This window comes from Polaribacter sp. NJDZ03 (assembly GCF_019263805.1).
Taxonomy (GTDB): domain Bacteria; phylum Bacteroidota; class Bacteroidia; order Flavobacteriales; family Flavobacteriaceae; genus Polaribacter.
This window is the reverse complement of the sequence record NZ_CP079195.1, coordinates 3,518,133-3,536,973: the sequence shown is the minus strand read 5'-3', so window position 1 is coordinate 3,536,973 and position 18,841 is coordinate 3,518,133. Positions and strand designations below refer to the sequence as shown.

At 31.9% G+C, this 18,841-nt stretch carries 14 protein-coding genes; all 14 read right to left on the bottom strand.

The window, feature by feature from the left end; all coding sequences use genetic code 11:
• Positions 1-385: 385 nt before the first annotated feature.
• The 14 genes from KV700_RS15015 to mraZ all read right to left on the bottom strand — a co-directional run bounded on the left by KV700_RS15015 (position 386) and on the right by mraZ (position 18,792).
• Positions 386-3,034, bottom strand: a complete 2,649-nt coding sequence (locus KV700_RS15015; RefSeq protein ID WP_218598373.1) for a T9SS type A sorting domain-containing protein — start codon at positions 3,032-3,034, stop codon at positions 386-388.
• A 187-nt stretch (positions 3,035-3,221) separates the two neighbouring features.
• The gene (gene ftsZ / locus KV700_RS15010; RefSeq protein ID WP_218598372.1) at positions 3,222-5,075 is read right to left on the bottom strand and encodes a cell division protein FtsZ; all 1,854 of its coding nucleotides are present in this window, start codon (positions 5,073-5,075) and stop codon (positions 3,222-3,224) included.
• A gap of 64 nt (positions 5,076-5,139) precedes the next feature.
• A complete protein-coding gene (gene ftsA / locus KV700_RS15005; protein WP_166386598.1) occupies positions 5,140-6,495 on the bottom strand; it encodes a cell division protein FtsA in 1,356 nt (451 codons plus the stop codon).
• 6 nt (positions 6,496-6,501) lie between these two features.
• Complete coding sequence (locus KV700_RS15000) at positions 6,502-7,137, bottom strand: cell division protein FtsQ/DivIB (RefSeq protein ID WP_254712930.1); 636 nt, start codon at positions 7,135-7,137, stop codon at positions 6,502-6,504.
• 79 nt (positions 7,138-7,216) lie between these two features.
• Positions 7,217-8,599 carry a UDP-N-acetylmuramate--L-alanine ligase gene (gene murC / locus KV700_RS14995; RefSeq protein ID WP_302849999.1) on the bottom strand — a complete coding sequence of 461 codons (1,383 nt, stop codon included), beginning with the start codon at positions 8,597-8,599 and terminating at the stop codon, positions 7,217-7,219.
• A gap of 110 nt (positions 8,600-8,709) precedes the next feature.
• A complete protein-coding gene (murG, locus tag KV700_RS14990; protein ID WP_218598370.1) occupies positions 8,710-9,810 on the bottom strand; it encodes an undecaprenyldiphospho-muramoylpentapeptide beta-N-acetylglucosaminyltransferase in 1,101 nt (366 codons plus the stop codon).
• Positions 9,794-10,978 (bottom strand): FtsW/RodA/SpoVE family cell cycle protein, encoded by a 1,185-nt coding sequence (locus KV700_RS14985; protein ID WP_166386592.1) that lies wholly within the window; start codon positions 10,976-10,978, stop codon positions 9,794-9,796. The genes murG and KV700_RS14985 overlap by 17 nt, the downstream gene beginning before the upstream one ends.
• Positions 10,979-11,057: 79 nt before the next feature.
• Complete coding sequence (gene murD / locus KV700_RS14980) at positions 11,058-12,392, bottom strand: UDP-N-acetylmuramoyl-L-alanine--D-glutamate ligase (protein ID WP_218598369.1); 1,335 nt, start codon at positions 12,390-12,392, stop codon at positions 11,058-11,060.
• Positions 12,393-13,619 (bottom strand): phospho-N-acetylmuramoyl-pentapeptide-transferase, encoded by a 1,227-nt coding sequence (gene mraY / locus KV700_RS14975; RefSeq protein WP_218598368.1) that lies wholly within the window; start codon positions 13,617-13,619, stop codon positions 12,393-12,395.
• A 2-nt stretch (positions 13,620-13,621) separates the two neighbouring features.
• Positions 13,622-15,088: a UDP-N-acetylmuramoyl-L-alanyl-D-glutamate--2,6-diaminopimelate ligase gene (locus KV700_RS14970; protein ID WP_218599867.1), complete on the bottom strand. Its 1,467-nt coding sequence runs from the start codon at positions 15,086-15,088 to the stop codon at positions 13,622-13,624.
• 1 nt (position 15,089) lies between these two features.
• Positions 15,090-17,051, bottom strand: coding sequence for a penicillin-binding protein (locus tag KV700_RS14965; protein WP_218599866.1), 1,962 nt, complete (start codon positions 17,049-17,051; stop codon positions 15,090-15,092).
• 59 nt (positions 17,052-17,110) lie between these two features.
• A complete protein-coding gene (locus tag KV700_RS14960) occupies positions 17,111-17,437 on the bottom strand; it encodes an FtsL-like putative cell division protein (RefSeq protein ID WP_166386586.1) in 327 nt (108 codons plus the stop codon).
• A gap of 1 nt (position 17,438) precedes the next feature.
• Positions 17,439-18,338, bottom strand: coding sequence for a 16S rRNA (cytosine(1402)-N(4))-methyltransferase RsmH (rsmH, locus tag KV700_RS14955; RefSeq protein ID WP_218598367.1), 900 nt, complete (start codon positions 18,336-18,338; stop codon positions 17,439-17,441).
• Positions 18,325-18,792, bottom strand: a complete 468-nt coding sequence (gene mraZ, locus KV700_RS14950; RefSeq protein ID WP_166386584.1) for a division/cell wall cluster transcriptional repressor MraZ — start codon at positions 18,790-18,792, stop codon at positions 18,325-18,327. Before mraZ ends, rsmH begins: the two co-directional genes overlap by 14 nt.
• Between the last annotated feature and the right edge of the window lie 49 nt (positions 18,793-18,841).

Here is an 18,841-nt window from a genome sequence, read left to right as displayed (position 1 = left end):
TACAAAATACATCTTTCTTTAAACAAAATAAATAAAACTAAAAAACCACATCTACCGAAAGACGTGGTTTTAACAAACATTGGGGGACAACTAGGGGATATATTTTTATTCTTTTATAACAAGCTTCTTGTAATATAAGTCAAAGATATTATTAATTAGCATTAAAAAACTTTATATCAGCCCATTAACTTTAAACCTTAGACTACCTGTAACTTTATTACGTTTAATAAAATTCTTTATTCCATTTAAAGAACAACCAAATACACTTTTATCCATATAATCACCTAAACAAGAGACCACTTACGTAAAATATATAATAATAAATATCCCATAATTATTTTCTAATTATGGGATATTATAGGAATTACAATAATAAAAAATCGCCTTATTTCATCACTAATTTAACTATTTTATAATTTCTAAAATCATTTCTTATTTTTATAAAATAAATACCAGATTTTAAACCTTCCCTTAACATAGATACCCTATTGTTTCCAATTATTGTTTGCGTTTTAATTTCTCTAATTAAAGAACCAGTTATATTATAAACTTCAATTTTAGTTGTTGCATTTGTTTCTGAATAAAAACTTAACTCCGAGCTATATTTCATTGGGTTAGGTACTAATAACACTTCATTTTCAGCAATAACATTAGTGTCAACCGCTAACGGTCGTGCTGTAAATTGTATGTCTTTTAAATTCAGTTGTTTTTCTAACACTGTAGTTCCATCAGAAGACATTGTAAACACAATATTTACGGTATCAGATAAATCTATACTGCCACCTAATGCAGAAACAAAATGAGAAAAAGGAATGGCATAATGACTCTCTGTATCGTTTAATTTTACAGTAGTTCTAAATTGGTTTTCCCAAGCACCTATACTTTCTTTAACAATTGTTATTTCTACATCTCCCGTTCCTTTTGCATCTAATTCCAACGTAGAAAACTTAGATAAATCTACAGCTGTAAACCTAGGTGTTAAAGATCTAAAAGCAGAAACATACGCACTTGTAGTTGCTTTTAAAGCAATATTTCTTTCTACTCTATAACCACTTCCTGTATAAATATTCTCATTTTGTGTTATTGCAAACTCACTAACGATTGTTCCTTCTGGAGAATCATCTTTTCCCCAAACACCATCTGACATAAATAAATCATCTGGCGTTAAATTGTATTCATTTTCTATTCTAAAACCAATATCAAAAATATTTCCAGTTTCTATAACTAAAGATTCTAAGTAATTACCTTTTAAGTCTATTTTGTCATTAAAATACTCTGTAGCTGAAGTTTCAGTTCTTTTAAAACCAGCATCTATTACCACACTTTTACTTCTTCTAACATTAATTAGCTCTAGTTCTAAAGTACCATTAACATACTTCCCTTTTTTAACAAATACAGGTGGCGGAGAAGATGTTTCATAATCTAAAATAGGCTTCTGAATTTCAAACAAAGCCAAAGCTTCTTCTCCTAAAGTTAACAAGTCATCTACACTATTAGACCAGATTTGAAAATTATAATAAGTAGCACCTGCTTGGTATTTATCAATATTCCAATGACTATCTATTTCAAAATTTTTATCACCATTAATCAATCTTCCAGAAAAACTTAACACAAACTCTTTAGTTCCATTACTATTCTTTATAATTGACTTAATAAAGTGTACCCCATCGCCTTCTTGCTCTTCTTCTCCTTCTTCACTTTCTTGTTGAAAAAGTTCTATGGTAGAAACAGACAATAATTCTGCTCCTAACAATCTATCACAAATAAACTTCGTGTGTTCATACACTCCATTTTCTGTTTTAGTAGCCAAGACAACTGCAATCGTTTCTCCATCTTTTACATAATCTACAGAGTAAAGTTCAGTAGCATTTGTAATTGCTATTAAATCTAATGGAGACGATTCTACTGTTGTTGTACCAGCAATTACGTCTAAAGGAATTAAATCTTTTAAATCGAAGTTTGTACTTTTAGCGGCAGACTTCTTATATTTTTTACTTTTTATAACTTTTTTAGCTTTTAATTTATCAAACTTATAATTCCCCTTTTTCCTTAAATAGTTTCTTTGATTGATTTGCTGAGAAAGACGGTCATTACTTTCTAAACCACCATCATTACCACTAGAAACTTGTGGCGCTAATACAGGACAAACAGCTACTCCAGAACACGCTGGATCATCACAATCTACCAATCCGTCTCCATCATCATCTAATCCGTTAGAACAATCTTCTTGAGGTACAGGAGCTGTAGGGCACCTTGCTCCATCATTAGAACTGCTTGAAGGTCCGTAAGCAAAAAGGTTAGAGTCTAACTGACTTCCTGGTTCTAGTGTTTGTACACTTTGAATAACATATACAGTACCCGTTTGATTGGCAGAAACATAAAAACGCCCTGACTTATCAAAATAAACGGCACCATATGTATAGGTTAAACCGGCTAAAATTGGTACTTCTCCTAAACTAATTACTTCTCCTGTAGTAGCATTAATTCTATATAATATATTGGTCTTTTTTTCTACCGTATATAAATGACCATCTACAGAGTTAAAAGCCCAATCGTGAACACTAATATTTTTTGACAAGGTTTCACTACTAATATATTTTGTATAGTTCTGCGATTCCGGATTTAAATCTATTTTATAATAACTTGTTCCACCTCCTTTTAAATAGTAGATTCCTTCTGAACTAACATCACCTACATATCTACTAGAATTTGGTAACTCATCTACATAAAAAGTTTCTACATTAAAGTTTTTACCAATTCTTACAATTGTTTTTGCAGGTGTACTTAATGATCCCCAAATGTATCCATCTGCAGGATTATACCCTACTGCGTTAATAGATCCAGGGGTAATATCTTCTTTTACAATATAAGAACTTCCAGAAGCTAAATCTAAAGCATAAATATCATTCCTTTGAAATAAATATGCATTATAATCACAATTAAAAGGTTCTTCTTGTGCTTTTAAAGAAAGCGTAGTTATTATAACCAATAAAAAGGTTATTAACTTAAAATGTTTAGGTAGTTTTGATTCCATCTGTCAGTATTTTTAACAAAAGTATTTTATTTTAAAAAAAAATACTCTTTTGGGGGGTTAATGGCGCTAAAGTGTAGACCAACACTAATATATGAAAAGATAAAGGTTTAACCAAAACTTAATTATATTATAAAAGCCACATTAAAAATGTGGCTTTTATAGATATTTTAAATAAAATAAGGAATACTTAGTCTACATTGTCATGTAAAAAAGAATTATTAGATTTAAAACTAATTTCATCGGTATTCTTTTGAATAGATGTTTTTGTACTACTAATAGGACTATTTGTATCTAAATTTATCCCTAACCTTTTATAAGCTGGCTGACGCTCAATTTCATCAATGTTCTTATTCATTTGATCATTGAATTTATAATTGAAACCTTTCATTGTTTTACGTCTCTCTTCAGCTCTCTTTTGCAATTCAGTAATTGTTAAATCTAAAGGAGAAACTTCTTCACTTTGCGTTTCTATTTGGTTTACTTGTGCCTGAGGAGTTCTTGTTTTTAATTCAAAATTAATTTCCTCTTCAGCAACTTTTCGCTCTACCATACCAGAACTTTTACCAATAGTTGGCTGCGCATCAAAATCTTCTAAAACATAACGCTTTTCTACCACTTTTCTCTCAAAAACAACCTCTTCTGCCTGTATCGCTTCAACCTCCTTAATTTTTGGAGTTTCTACTTCTGCCTGTGGTTTTAAGGGTAAATCAAATAATAAATTAGGTTCAACTGCTTTTAATTCTTCTACAACTTGTATTTCTTGAACTGGAGTTATGTCTGTAATAACAAAATCATCTTCAGAGGCAACTTCTACTTCAACATCATCATAAACAACTGCCATATTTACAATTTCATTGGTAGTTTTAACCAAGTTTGTTTTTGGCACCACTACTTCCTCTTCTAAAGAATGAACTACTTTTTCCTCTACAGCACTTGTTAGTGGCTCGTTTAAAGAAGGCGCTTTTGTAATTGTTTTTTCACTAAAATCATAGGTAGCTTTTTGCTCATCTTCAAGGGTGTGCACAATTTTTTTTACTTCCGTATTTGTAATTGTACTTTGTTGATCTGCAGCAAAACCTGTAGCAACAATAGTAACAGCAATTGCATCACCTAATTCTTCATCTTCTCCAATACCCATAATAATATTGGCATCATAACCGGCTTCATCTTGTATATAATCGTTTATTTCACCAATTTCATCTAAAGTTACCTCATTAGTACCAGATACAATTAACAACAATACATTCTTTGCTCCTGTAATTTTATTATCATTTAATAAAGGAGAATCTAATGCTTTAATAATAGCTGTTTTAGCTCTAGTCTGACCTTCTTCTTTTGCAGAACCCATAATTGCAGTTCCACTATTAGAAAGTACAGTTTTAGCATCATGTAAATCTATATTTTGTTTATAGTGATGCGTAATTACCTCTGCAATTCCACGAGAAGCTGTAGATAAAACCTCATCTGCTTTAGAGAAACCAGCTTTAAAACCAAGGTTTCCGTAAACTTCACGAAGTTTATTATTGTTTATAACAATTAGAGAATCAACATTTTGGCGCAATTGATCAATTCCTAACTGAGCTTGTTTAGCACGTCTTCTACCTTCAAAGGCAAAAGGCATCGTAACAATACCTACAGTAAGCACATCCATATCTTTTGCAATTTTTGCAATAATAGGAGCTGCTCCTGTACCAGTACCACCCCCCATACCAGCAGTAATAAATACCATTTTGGTTTGGGTATTTAGCATTTGCTGAATTTCTTGCATACTTTCTTTAGCTGCTTGTGCACCCACTTCTGGATTTGCACCTGCACCTAAACCAGAAGTTAAACTTACTCCTAATTGAATTTTATTAGGAACAGGACTGTTTTCTAAAGCCTGTGCATCTGTATTACAGATTACAAAGTCTACTCCTTTAATTTGTTGTGTAAACATGTGGTTTACTGCGTTGCTACCGCCTCCACCAACTCCAATTACTTTAATTGTGTTAGATTGTGTCTTAGGCATGTCAAATGAAATGTTATCGAATTCTGCGCTCATAATAACCGATATATTGTTTATTATTATTTTTTTGATTTTTGTTCTCTTTTCTTAATCTCAATCTTTATTCTGCGTTGTCCAAAAAATCTTTTAAACTTTCTGTAAACTTTTCAAAAAACGACTTCTTTTTTGGTTTAGGTCTTGGAACTGGTTCCGGTTCTCGTTCCTCTTCAATGGGTTCTTCTGCTTTAGTCTCAATTGAATCTTGTACCACAGGTTGTTCTACCTCAGGTTCTTCTATAACCTCAACAACAGGTTTTTGTTTTTCTAAACCTTCCATTAATAGACCAACAGTTGTCGCAAAAGCCGGACTAGATAAAAGTTCATCAGATTCTCCTGCCAAATGTTCATTAGGATATCCAATTCTTGCATCCATACCTGTAATATACTCTACCAACTGGCGTAAGTGCTTTAATTGTGCCCCTCCACCTGTTAACACAATACCTGCAATTAGTTTTCCTTTTGCAGTTTCATGTCCATAATTTTTTATCTCTAAATATACATGCTCAATAATTTCTTGAACTCTTGCATGTATAATTCTTGATAAATTTTTTAAAGTAATTTCTTTAGGCTCTCTACCTCTTAAACCTGGTATAGATACTATTTCTGTTTCTTTATTTTCTCCTGGCCATGCAGAACCAAACTTTATTTTTAATAATTCTGCTTGCTTCTCTATAATAGAACAGCCTTCTTTTATATCTTCTGTAATTACATTTCCTCCAAAAGGAATTACAGCTGTATGTCTAATAATTCCATCTTTAAAAATAGCTAAATCTGTTGTTCCTCCTCCAATATCAATCAATGCAACTCCTGCTTCTTTTTCTTCCTGACTTAACACTGCATTTGCAGATGCCAAAGGTTCTAAGGTTATTTCACTTAAACCTAAACCTGCACTTTTAACACAACGCCCAATATTTCTAATAGAAGAAACTTGCCCAACAACTACATGAAAATTCGCTTCTAAACGACCTCCATACATACCTATTGGCTCTTTAATATCTGCCTGAGAATCTACTTTATATTCTTGTGGTAAAACATGAATAATTTCTTCTCCTGGCAACATTACTAATTTATGAACCTGGTTTATTAAGTCATCAATATCATTTTCATCAATTACCTCATCTGCATTATTTCTTGTAATATAATCACTGTGATGTAAACTACGAATATGTTGCCCAGCAATACCTACAACAACTTCATGAATCTTAACACCAGAAACACTTTCTGCCTCTTCTACTGCTTGCTGAATAGACTGTATGGTTTGCGTAATATTACTTACAACCCCACGTTTAACACCTAAACTTTTAGCTTTACCGATTCCTATAACTTCAATCTTGCCATATTCATTCTTACGACCAATCATTGCTGCGATTTTGGTTGTACCAATATCTAAACCAATTGCTATTTTATTGTTCTCCATTTTGATTTATTTTGCGCACACAACTTGGTTGTGATATTTTAAATTAATCGTTTTGTATTCTTCAATCGTTTTATCTTCAAATGTCTTGTTATAAAACGCTTTTAACTTCTTAAATTTCACATCAATTTCAGATAATTTTCCAAAATCAATTTTATAATTTCCACTTCTCACGGAAAATTGATACTCACCATCGTCAAATTTCTCTATTCCCACGACTTCTTTTCGCAAAAAATCATCCTCTAAAATAAAGGATATTAATGGTAATATTTCTTTAACTTCCTCCTCTTTTTTAACACCAGAAACCAGCATTACTCTTGCTGAAAAATTACTAGATAAAGGTATCTTTACACCTTGTTTATCAACATAATAAGAATCTTTTTTATTTATAATTCTTGCAACAGGTGTACGCTGTTTTATGATTGTTTTTAGGGTGCCCGATATGGTTAAAAATACTGCTGCATTTTCAACATAAGGGTTTTCAGAAACCGTTTTTTCCAAACTGTATAAATTTATCACAGATTTCGCTTGGTTTTTCACAGTTGTATCATTTTGTATTAACAATTTATCAACCATAGAATGTGTTAAAAATTGATTGTCTCCAGCCTCAAATTCTATAATAATATCTGTTACTTTTTTATTCAAATTTCTTTTTTCAGAAAAACTAGATAAAAAGCCCAAACCACCTATTAACAAAAGGAATGCTATGTATTTAAAAAACTTCTTAAACTTCATTTTCCATCGCTTTTAAAAGTTCTTTTTCTACTTCATTTACCATCACTCCAATATCTCCCGCACCTAACATTACAACTACTTTTGCTGATGAATTATTAATATCTTTTATTAAATTATTTTTTTTAGTCAGTTTTTTATTCTTACAAACAACTTTATTTAATAACCATTCAGAGTCTACTCCGGCAATTGGTTCTTCTCTTGCAGGATAAATATCTAACAATAAAACCTCATCGAATTTTGATAATGCAGATGCAAAATCTTCAATAAAATCTTTTGTTCTAGAAAACAAATGTGGCTGAAAAACAACCAACACTTTTTCGTTAGGGTACATTTCTCTAACAGAACTCTCTACAGCATTTATTGCTGTTGGATGATGTGCATAATCATCAATCAATACAAAATCATTTGTTTTGATTTTATACGAAAATCTTCGTTTTACTCCTTTAAAAGTTGATAATCGTTCTTTAATTACCGATAACGAAATTCCATAAACATCTGCCATAGCTATTGCCGCCAATGCATTCATCACATTATGCTGACCTGGTAAATGAAATTCAATATTTTTTATTTCTGATGAAGGTGTTTTCACATCAAAAATATATTTACCGCTTTCTATTTTTAAATTGAATGCGACATAATCTGCAGCTTCATTAACAGCATACGTCAAGCCCTCTAAAGGCAAGCCTTTTGCAACAATTAACGTGTTTTCTACTTTGTTCGTAAACTCAACAAACGATTCGTTTAAAGCTTCTGAGTCTCCATAAATATCTAAATGATCTGCATCCATAGAGGTTACACATGCAATATTAGGACTCAGTTTTAAGAAAGATCGATCAAACTCATCTGCTTCTACAACGCTTACTTTATCATCCCCTAAAATTAGGTTAGAATTATAGTTTTCTGCAATTCCACCTAAAAAGGAAGTCGCATTAACTGTATTCATAATATGACCTAAAATAGCAGAAGTCGTAGTTTTACCATGTGTCCCCGCAACCGCTAAACAGAAAGTTGTTTCCGTTATTTTCCCTAAAATTTCAGCTCTTTTTAAAACTGTAAAGCCATTATCTAAAAAATAACTTAGTTCAGCATGATTTTTAGAAACGGCAGGCGTATACACTACCAACGTTTTTTTACTATCTAAAAATGAAATAGGAATATTTTTTACAGCATCTTCAAAATGAATTTCAGCACCCAAATCTTCTAAATCTAAAGTAATTTGAGTTGCAGTTTTATCATAACCAGCCACACTTTTCCCATTAGACGCAAAGTAACGAGCAATTGCACTCATTCCTATGCCTCCAATTCCGACAAAATAAATATAAGCCCATCCTAAATCCTTCCCAAAGGGAAGGACTTGCTCACTGTTATGTATTTTTCTATTTATCAATTTTACTATTTAAATATTTATATCTCTTTATTTTCAAATTTTCACTTCGCTTTCTCTCACAGATTTCACAATCATATTTCTTCCCTTTGGGAAGATTAAGATGGGCTATTTAATAATTTTTCTACTTCATTAACAATAGCTGTTGTTGCTCCTGGAAGCGCTAATTCTTTTATATTTTCAGATAAATTACTTTGTTTTCCTTTATCTTTTAATAATGTTTCAAAAACGATTGGAAACGACTCTAATTCACTTTCTTTTAACAAAATTGCACCATGTTTATCTGCAATTGACTTTGCATTTTTTGTTTGATGATCTTCCGAAACATTTGGTGAAGGAATAAACAATACCGGCTTACCTACAATACACAATTCTGAAACCGAACTTGCACCTGCTCTAGAAATAATAATATCCGATGCAGCGTAGGCAAAATCCATTCTATTTAAAAACTGATACACCTGAACACCTTCTATTTCGTTGAATTTTTTATATTCTTCAAAATATAATTTACCACATTGCCAAATAACCTGAACGCCTTGTTTTTTAAAGAATTCTAGATTAGCTTCTACCAATTGATTAATTTTTCTTGCTCCTAAACTACCTCCTAAAACTAAAATAGTTTTTTGCTCTTTTTCTAATTTAAAAAACAGTTTTCCTTCGGCTGTTTTAGAATGAATAGATAATAAATCTTGACGAACAGGGTTTCCTGTTTTTACAATTTTATCAGCAGGAAAAAAACGTTCTAAATTATCATAAGCAACACAAATTTTGTGCGCTTTTTTACTTAATAATTTATTGGTAATTCCAGGAAACGAATTCTGTTCTTGTATTAAAGTAGGAATCCCTTTTCTATTAGCCATTATTAAAGTTGGCCCACTTGCAAAACCACCTGTACCAATTGCTACATCTGGTTTAAATTTTCTAATAATCTTAGAAGCATTCCATAAACTACTGATCAACTTAAAAGGAAAAGACAAATTGTCTATAGTTAACCTTCTTTGTATTCCAGAAATCCACAATCCTTTTATTTCATATCCCGCTTGCGGAACTTTTTCCATTTCCATTTTATCCTTTGCGCCTACAAATAAAAATTTTGCATTTGGGTAACGCAACTTTAATTCGTTTGCAATAGCAATAGCAGGATAAATGTGTCCTCCTGTACCTCCTCCAGAGATTAATATATTAATCGAGTGTTTCATGAAGTATGTTTAAAGGGTTATCATCTAAAATATCTTCTTCTGTTTCTTCTTTGGAAGCACTTACACTTAAAATCATCCCTAATGCAAAACAGGTCATCCAAATAGAAGTACCACCACTACTAATTAGCGGTAAAGTTTGCCCCGTTACCGGGAATAAATTAGTTGCAACTGCCATATTTATGGAAGCTTGAAAAATGATTGGAAGTCCAACTCCCAACACTAACAACGTGCCAAAAATTGTAGTTGTTTTTCTAATGACTACAAAAATTCTAAACAGTAAAATAAAATAGATGGATACTATTAAAAATCCACCAACTAAGCCATATTCTTCTACAATTATTGCAAAAATAAAATCTGATGTAGATTGTGGTAAAAAATTCTTTTGAACACTTTTACCCGGACCAACACCAAATGTTTCTCCCATAGCAATTGCTATTTTTGCTTTCTCTACTTGATATTGCTCCTTGCCGTCATCATCAGAAAAACTAGCGATTCTGTTTTCCCAAGTTTGCACTCTATTTGGCATTAAATCTGGAAATGCTTTGGCTGCTAAAATAAAAATTAACAACAAACCAATTCCTGCTCCTATTATAAATCCTAAGTACTTAACTGGATAACCACCAATAAAAGTTACAATTAAAATCATGGTAAAAATAATGGCTGTTGTAGAAAAGTTTGCTGGTAAAATTAAGACTAAAACAACTGCAACTGGCAACCATAATTGCCATAAACTATCTTTAAAACCAATTGTGTTATCCTTATTCTTAGACAAATACCTTGCTACATAAACCATTAACACTAAACCTGCCAAAGTAGAGGTTTGAAAACCAATTCCTCCAATACTAATCCATCTACTTGCATTTGCTCCCCCAATTGTTGTACCCTGAGACAGCGTATAAATCAATAAAAAGACAATTACAGGAAGCATGATAACTGAGCCACCAGAGAAAAATCGATAAGGCACTTTGTGAACTCCGTAAATAATAGCAAAACCCATTATTAACAACACAATATGCTTTATCAAATACCCAAAAGAAGAACCAGAACCAACAACATACTCCAAGTTTGTGCTTGCGCTATAAACTGGCATAAATGAGAATATTGCCAAAATAGCAACAATTGCCCAAATGGTTTTATCTCCTTTTATATATTGAAAAATGGTTTTCATTAAATAGTACTTAAATTTCTAAAATATTAAACTTTACCTTATAATTATACGCATAAATAATTACACGAATAAACAATTTTTATAAACTTCTTACTGCCTTCTTAAATTGACGACCTCTATCTTCATAATTATCAAACAAATCGAAACTTGCACATGCTGGCGACAATAAAACAGCTTCTCCACTTTCTGCTAATTTGTGAGATACTTTTACAGCTTCTTCTGCCCCTGCAGTTTCTACTATAATATCTACCACATTACCAAAAGTGTTTTTAATTTTATCGTTATCAATACCTAAGCAAACAATTGCTTTTACTTTTTCTCTTACCAAAGGCAACAAATCATTATAATCGTTCCCTTTATCTACACCACCAACAATCCAAACAGTGGTTTTCTCCATGCATTCTAACGCATAATACGTTGCGTTTACATTAGTAGCTTTAGAATCATTTATATACTCTACGCCTCTAACTTTTGCTACATTTTCTAAGCGATGCTCTGCTCCTTCAAAATCTTCTAAACTCTCTATTATAACTTGCTTTCTAGCTTTTAACAATTGAGCTGCCATAGTAGCTGCCATAGCATTTTTTGTATTGTGTTTTCCTTTTACTGATAAAGTTGATAACGGCATGTTAATTTTGTCTTTATTTATATTGATAATAATATTGTTGTCTTTGATATACGCTCCATACTCTAATTCTTTTTCAAGCGAAAACGGAACTAATTTCGCGCTTGTTTTATGTTCTTTTAACCAATTATTGATTGCCTCATCATCTGCATCATAAATTAAATAATCGGTTGCTGTCTGATTCTTTGTGATTCTAAATTTTGAATCTATATATTTATTAAAATCGTATTCGTACCTATCTAAATGATCTGGTGTAATATTTGTTAAAATTGCAATATGACTATTAAAATTTTCTATTCCGTCTAACTGAAAACTACTTAATTCTAACACATAGTTTTCATAAGATTCTTCAGCTACTTGTTGCGCAAAACTGTCTCCAATATTACCTGCAACACCTACATTTAATCCTGCTTTCTTTAAAATATGATGCAGTAATAATGTGGTCGTTGTTTTTCCATTAGAACCTGTAATCCCTACAATTGTTGCGGCTGTAAACTGCGCTGCAAATTCAATTTCTGAAATAACAGGAATTGAATTTTCTTTTAATTGCTGAATTAAAGCAACCGTATCTGGAATTCCAGGACTTTTCATCACTACATCTGCATTTAAAATTTTGCTTTCTGTATGCTGATTTTCCTCAAAATCGATCTCGTTATTTAAAAGAACTTCTTTATACTCTTTTGCTATTTTATTTTTATCTGAAACAAAGATCTCGTATCCCTTTTGTTTACCTAAAAGCGCTGTACCAACACCACTTTCTCCTCCACCAAGAATTACAAGTCTTTTCATTTATCTTAATTTTAAAGTAACAATTGTAAATACTGCTAGTAAAATTCCTACAATCCAAAAACGGACTACAATTTTACTTTCGTGATAATTTAATTTTTGATAATGATGATGTAAAGGCGCCATTTTAAAAATTCTTCTTCCTTCTCCAAACTTCTTTTTTGTGTATTTAAACCAAGAAACTTGCATAATTACAGAAAGGTTTTCCACCACAAATATTCCTGCTAAAATTGGCAACAATAATTCCTTACGAATGGCAATTGCAATAACCGCTATAATTCCACCAATTGTTAAACTTCCCGTATCTCCCATAAAAACCTGAGCTGGATAGGTATTGTACCACAGAAAACCAATTAACGCTCCTGCAAACGCCAATATAAAAACAGTCATTTCTCCAGAATCTGGTATGTACATAACATCTAAGTAATCTGCAAAAATGATATTCCCAGAAACCCATGCAAACACCGCTAAGGTTAACACTATTATGGCAGATGAACCGGTAGCTAAACCATCAATTCCATCTGTTAAATTGGCACCATTTGAAATTCCTGTCACAATAAAAACAGTTACAAAAATGAAAACAATCCATCCATACTTCTCGTATCCATCACCTAAAAAACTGAAGGCTTTCGAATACTCTAACTCATTGTCTTTAAAAAATGGAACCGTAGTCTTAGTAGATTTATGCGCTTCTCCAAAAACAATTTTTCGTCCATCCTTATTTACTATTTGCTGCTCTTTTGGTAATTGCTCTTTTATGGTAACTCCATCATTAAAATATAACATAGAACCTACAATAACACCTAAACCAACCTGACCTAAGACTTTAAACTTACCGCTTAAACCGCCTTTATCTTTTTTGAAAACTTTTATATAATCGTCTAGAAAACCAATTAATCCCATCCAAACGGTAGTAATAATTAATAAAATTACATAGACATTATCTAATTTAGCTAATAACAAAACCGGAATTAATGTTGCTAAAATGATAATAACACCTCCCATTGTTGGCGTACCCGTTTTTTGTTTCTGCCCATCTAAACCTAAATCTCTTACAGTTTCTCCTACTTGCTGGTTTCTTAAAAAATCTATAATTCTTCTACCATAAATTGTTGAAATTAATAATGATAAAATAAAAGCTCCCGCTGCTCTAAATGTGATAAACTGAAACAATCCAGCACCAGGGAAATCCATTATATTTTTTAAATATTCAAATAAATAATATAGCATTCTTAATTATTTTTTAATTGCTTGAAACAGTTCTTTACTTCTTCTAAATCATCAAAATGAGTTCTCACTCCATTAATTTCTTGATAATTTTCATGTCCTTTTCCTGCTATTAGTATAATATCTCCACTTTCAGAAAACTTACACGCAGTTTTTATTGCTTGTCTTCTGTCTAAAATTGACAATGTTTTTTTATAATTTTCAGCAGCAATACCTACTTCCATTTCATCTAAAATAGTCTGTGCGTTTTCCGTTCTAGGATTATCTGATGTAAAAATCGCCTGACTACTTAACTGAGAAGCAATATGTGCCATTTTTGGTCTTTTAGTAACATCTCTGTCGCCACCACAACCAACAACTGTTATCAGTTTTTCATTACCAGTTCTAATATCATTAATGGTTTCTAGTACATTTTTTAAAGCATCTGGCGTATGTGCATAATCTACAATTGCCGTAACTCCATCTTCTGATATAACATACTCAAAACGACCACTTACATTTTCTAACTGACTGATAATTGTTAAAATTTCTAATTTCTCTAATCCTAACAATTCTGCTGTTGCAAAAATTGCTAATAAGTTAGATGCGTTAAACTGACCGATTAACTTAGTCCAAACTTCTGTTTCATTTATTTTTAAAAGTGTACCCGAAAACTGCTTCTCTAAAATCTTAGCTTTATAATCTGCTAATGTTTTTAAAGCATAAGTCACTTTTTTTGCTTTCGTATTTTGCAACATAAAGTCGCCATTTTTATCATCGATATTGGTAAGCGCAAATGCAGATTTAGGCAATGAGTCAAAAAACACTTTCTTTACATCCCTGTATTCTGCAAACGTTTTATGATAATCTAAATGATCGTGCGATAGGTTTGTAAAAATTCCACCAGCAAACGTTAATCCCTCTGTTCTTTTCTGATGAATTCCATGAGAACTCACTTCCATAAAACAATAATCTACACCTGCATCAATCATTTTATCTAAATAACTGTTGATAGTCACAGAATCTGGAGTTGTATGCGTTGCTTTAAACTCAACATCATCAACCAAAATTTTTACTGTTGAAAGCAAACCTACTTTATAACCTGCTTTTTTAAATAATTGATACAAAAGTGATGCGATCGTAGTTTTTCCATTTGTACCCGTAACACCTACTAAAGGCATCTTTTTTGACGGATTTTCATAAAAATTAGACGCCATTATCGCCAAAGCAACATTCGCATCTGCAACCTGAATATATGTAATTCCTGTTTTTTTATCCGCAGGAAAATCTTCACAAATAATTGCAACTGCACCTAAACTAATGGCTTTTTCAATATATAAATGACCATCTACTGAAACTCCCTTTTGAGCAATAAAAACGTCATTCTTTTCAATTTTTCTAGAATCGAAAACAACAGCATTTATATCAATATTTGTACCTCCAAATACTTGATCAATAGCAACCTGATATAATATGTCTTTTAAATTCTTCAGTTTATGAAAGTTTTAAAATAATGGTTCGTCCTTTAACTAATTTCTCTCCTTTTCTTAGTGATTGAGACTTCACTTTACCAACACCTGTAAACTGTACCTTTAATCCGATGTTTTCTAACAAAGCCAAAGCATCCATACCAGACATCCCTCTAACATCTGGAACCTCTTGATACTCCTTATTTATTTCTTTATCAAAATCTAAATACTCTTTATCTATAGCTGCAAATTCTATTTTATCATCCACAGATTGATTATCTATAGGAGTTGTTGTATAAATCTTCTGTGCAATTTCCTTAAAAACAGGTCCAGCAACTGTTGCCCCGTAATATCCTTTCTTTTTCTTTGGGTCATGAATAACTACAATACAAGAGTATTTTGGATTATCCGCAGGAAAAAAACCAGCAAAAGAAGCTACATAACGTTTACTTGAATAAAAACCGCCTTCCCACTCACCTTTACTATTTTTAGTTCTAGGAACATATTTTTTAGCAGTACCGGTTTTACCAGCCATAGAAAAATTAGGAGAATAAATACCTCTACCCGTACCTTTTTCCACTACGTTTTCCAATACCTTTTTTAACTTACTTAAAGTCTCATCAGAAGCTATTTTCGGATTTAAAACCTCTGTTTTAAAAACCTTTTCAACCTTATCTTCTTTTCTTAATTCTTTTACAAATCTTGGTTTTACCATTACACCATTGTTTGCAATAGCATTATAAAACATTAACGTTTGCATTGGTGTTATAGAAATACCATATCCCCAAGACATCCATTCTAATGAAATTTTACTCCATTCTTTATCTTTTGGATTTGGTATGTAAGGTTTCCCTTCTCCTTTTATCTGAAAACCAATTGGTTTTGTAAAACCGTATTCAGCTATTTTATCATAAAACCTTTGAGGATTTTTATCATAATATTTCTGAATCACTTTTACCACACCAACATTAGAAGAAACCTCTAAAATTCGTCCAACAGAAATCTTACCATAACCACCGTGATGAGAATCTTCTACTTTTCTTCCATTTATAAAAATTCTACCTTTTTCTGTATCTATAACCGTAGACGTATCTACAACCTTATCATCTAACGCAATCATCATGCTCGCTAACTTAAAAGTAGAACCAGGCTCATGACTTTCCCAAACGGCATAATTTCTTTTCTCGTAATACGTTCCTTTAGAAGTTCTTCCTAAATTAGAAATTGCTTTAATCTCTCCAGTCGCAGTTTCCATAACCACCGCACAACCATGTTCTGCTTCAAAATACTCTAACTTATCTAACAAAGCATGATGCGTAATATCCTGAATATTAACATCTATGGTTGTTATAATATCATGCCCATCAACAGGCTCTCTTTCATTTACATCATTTATTGGTTTCCACTGATTTTTAGCAATTTTCTGCTTCCATCTTAAACCATTTTGACCTTGCATATAATCTGCAAAAGCACCTTCTATCCCTGCTTCACCTCTAAAATCATCATACCCAATAGTACGTTCTGCAATTTTACCAATAGGATGTGCTCTTACCGTTTTGTGCTCTGCAATAAAACCACCGCTATACACACCTTTATTAAAAATAGGAAATTCTTTAACCTTCAAATAATCTGTATACCCTACATTTCTAGCAATTAACAAATACCTGTTTCTTCTCTTTTTTGCAGTTCTTAATTTATTTTGATAATAGTAAGGCGTTTTACCAAACATACCAGAAAGAGCCTTAGACAGCGCTACAAAGTTTTTCTCAAAAACCTCACTATCTACAACAACCACATCCATTCTAATTGTAAATTTAGACATAGAAGTAGCCAACAAATTACCATCTGCCGCATAGACATTTCCTTTATTAGCGTAAATAGTATCTTGCCTGATAGTTAATTCTGTTGACAGTTTTCTATACTTATCTCCCTCCGTATGTTGAATGGAAAAAATACGAAACACAATAGCCAACAAAAACAGCGTCATAAAAGCAGCTACTATGTAGAATTTGGTAAGTATGCTTTTTTTCTGAGTTGCCAATTTTATTAATCTTTAATGGTTACTTTTATTTTTTTGGGAGGGGATTTTAAAGGCTCTAAACCTCTTGCTTTTGCTTTTTCTCTGATACTCGACTCCATTTTCATTCTCATTAAAATAGTACCAGTATCCACATACACTGCTCTTAACTCTCTTTTCTCTTTATTCATCTTTGAAATCTGAATAACTTTTCGTTCTGCTCTATGTGCACTTGTTATCATAATTAACAACAATGCAACTACAAAAATGATAATTCGCCAATTATTAAAAGCGGCATCATCTGTAAGAAAACTTCCTCTCAGAAAATCGTAGACTCCTTTTTTAACTTTAGACATTTTACTTTCTTAAAGCTGCTATCCTTAACTTAGCACTACGAGCTCTATTATTTAGTTTAATTTCTTGCGCCGTAGGCACAATCAACTTCCCTACTTTTTGCATTGGCTCATTACTTCTACCAAAAACATCTTTCTCTAATTCTCCTTTAAACAAACCTGTTCTTATAAATCTTTTCACTAGTCGATCTTCTAAAGAATGGTAAGAAATTACACTTAATCGGCCATCTTCTTTCAACAAATTAGGCATCTGCTCTAAAAACTCTTTTAAAACATCTAATTCCTCATTTACTTCTATTCGAATTGCCTGAAATATTTGTGCAATTATTTTATGTTCTTTTGCTTTTGGCAAATACTTTTGTAATACTTTTCTTAACTGAAAACTTGTATCTATTTTCTCTTCTTGTCTTTTCTCTACAATTGTTTTTGCTATATTTCTAGAATTTCTCAACTCTCCATATAAAAACAATATTTCCGCTAATTTTTCTTCGGAATATGAATTGACAATCTCTTTAGCTGATGTTCTAGATTTCTGATTCATTCTCATATCTAAATCACCATCAAAACGAGTAGAAAAACCTCTTTCCGCTTCATCAAATTGATGAGAAGAAACACCTAAATCGGCCAAAACACCATCTACTTTTCGAACACCATTAAACCTTAAAAATCTTGATATATATCTAAAATTCTCAGGTATTAAAACAAAACGTTCATCATCAATTACATTTCCTAAAGCATCTGGATCTTGATCAAAACCAAACAATTTCCCGTTAGCACCCAATCTTTTCAAAATTTCTCTTGAATGTCCTCCGCCACCAAACGTAACATCTACATAAACACCGTCTTCTTTAATAGCTAACGCATCTACACTTTCTTGCAATAAAACTGGATTATGATAATTCATCTAATTCTGTATTTCCCATTACCTCTTCAGCCAAATCAGCAAAATCATCTGCCGCATCATCAATGGCTTTTTCATACTTCTCTTTATCCCAAATTTCAATGATATTCACTGAAGAAGACATTACTACTTGTTTTTTAATACCCGCAAACTCAAACAAGTCTTTCGGTATTAAAATTCTACCACTAGCGTCTAATTCTACCATCTTTACTCCTGCTGTAAATCTTCTAATAAAATCATTATTCTTTTTATTAAACCTGTTAAGTTTGTTGATTTTTTCCATCATCAAATTCCACTCTTTCATTGGATACAACTCTAAACACGGTTGAAAAACAGCTCTTTTCACCACAAAACCATCTTGTAACACAGAATCCAGTTGCTTTTTAAAGGCTGATGAAAACATCAATCTTCCCTTAGCATCTGATTTACACTCATATGTACCGATTAGGTTTATCACTCTTAAAATATATTAATTGAAGTCAAAAATATGTAAATTTTACCACTTT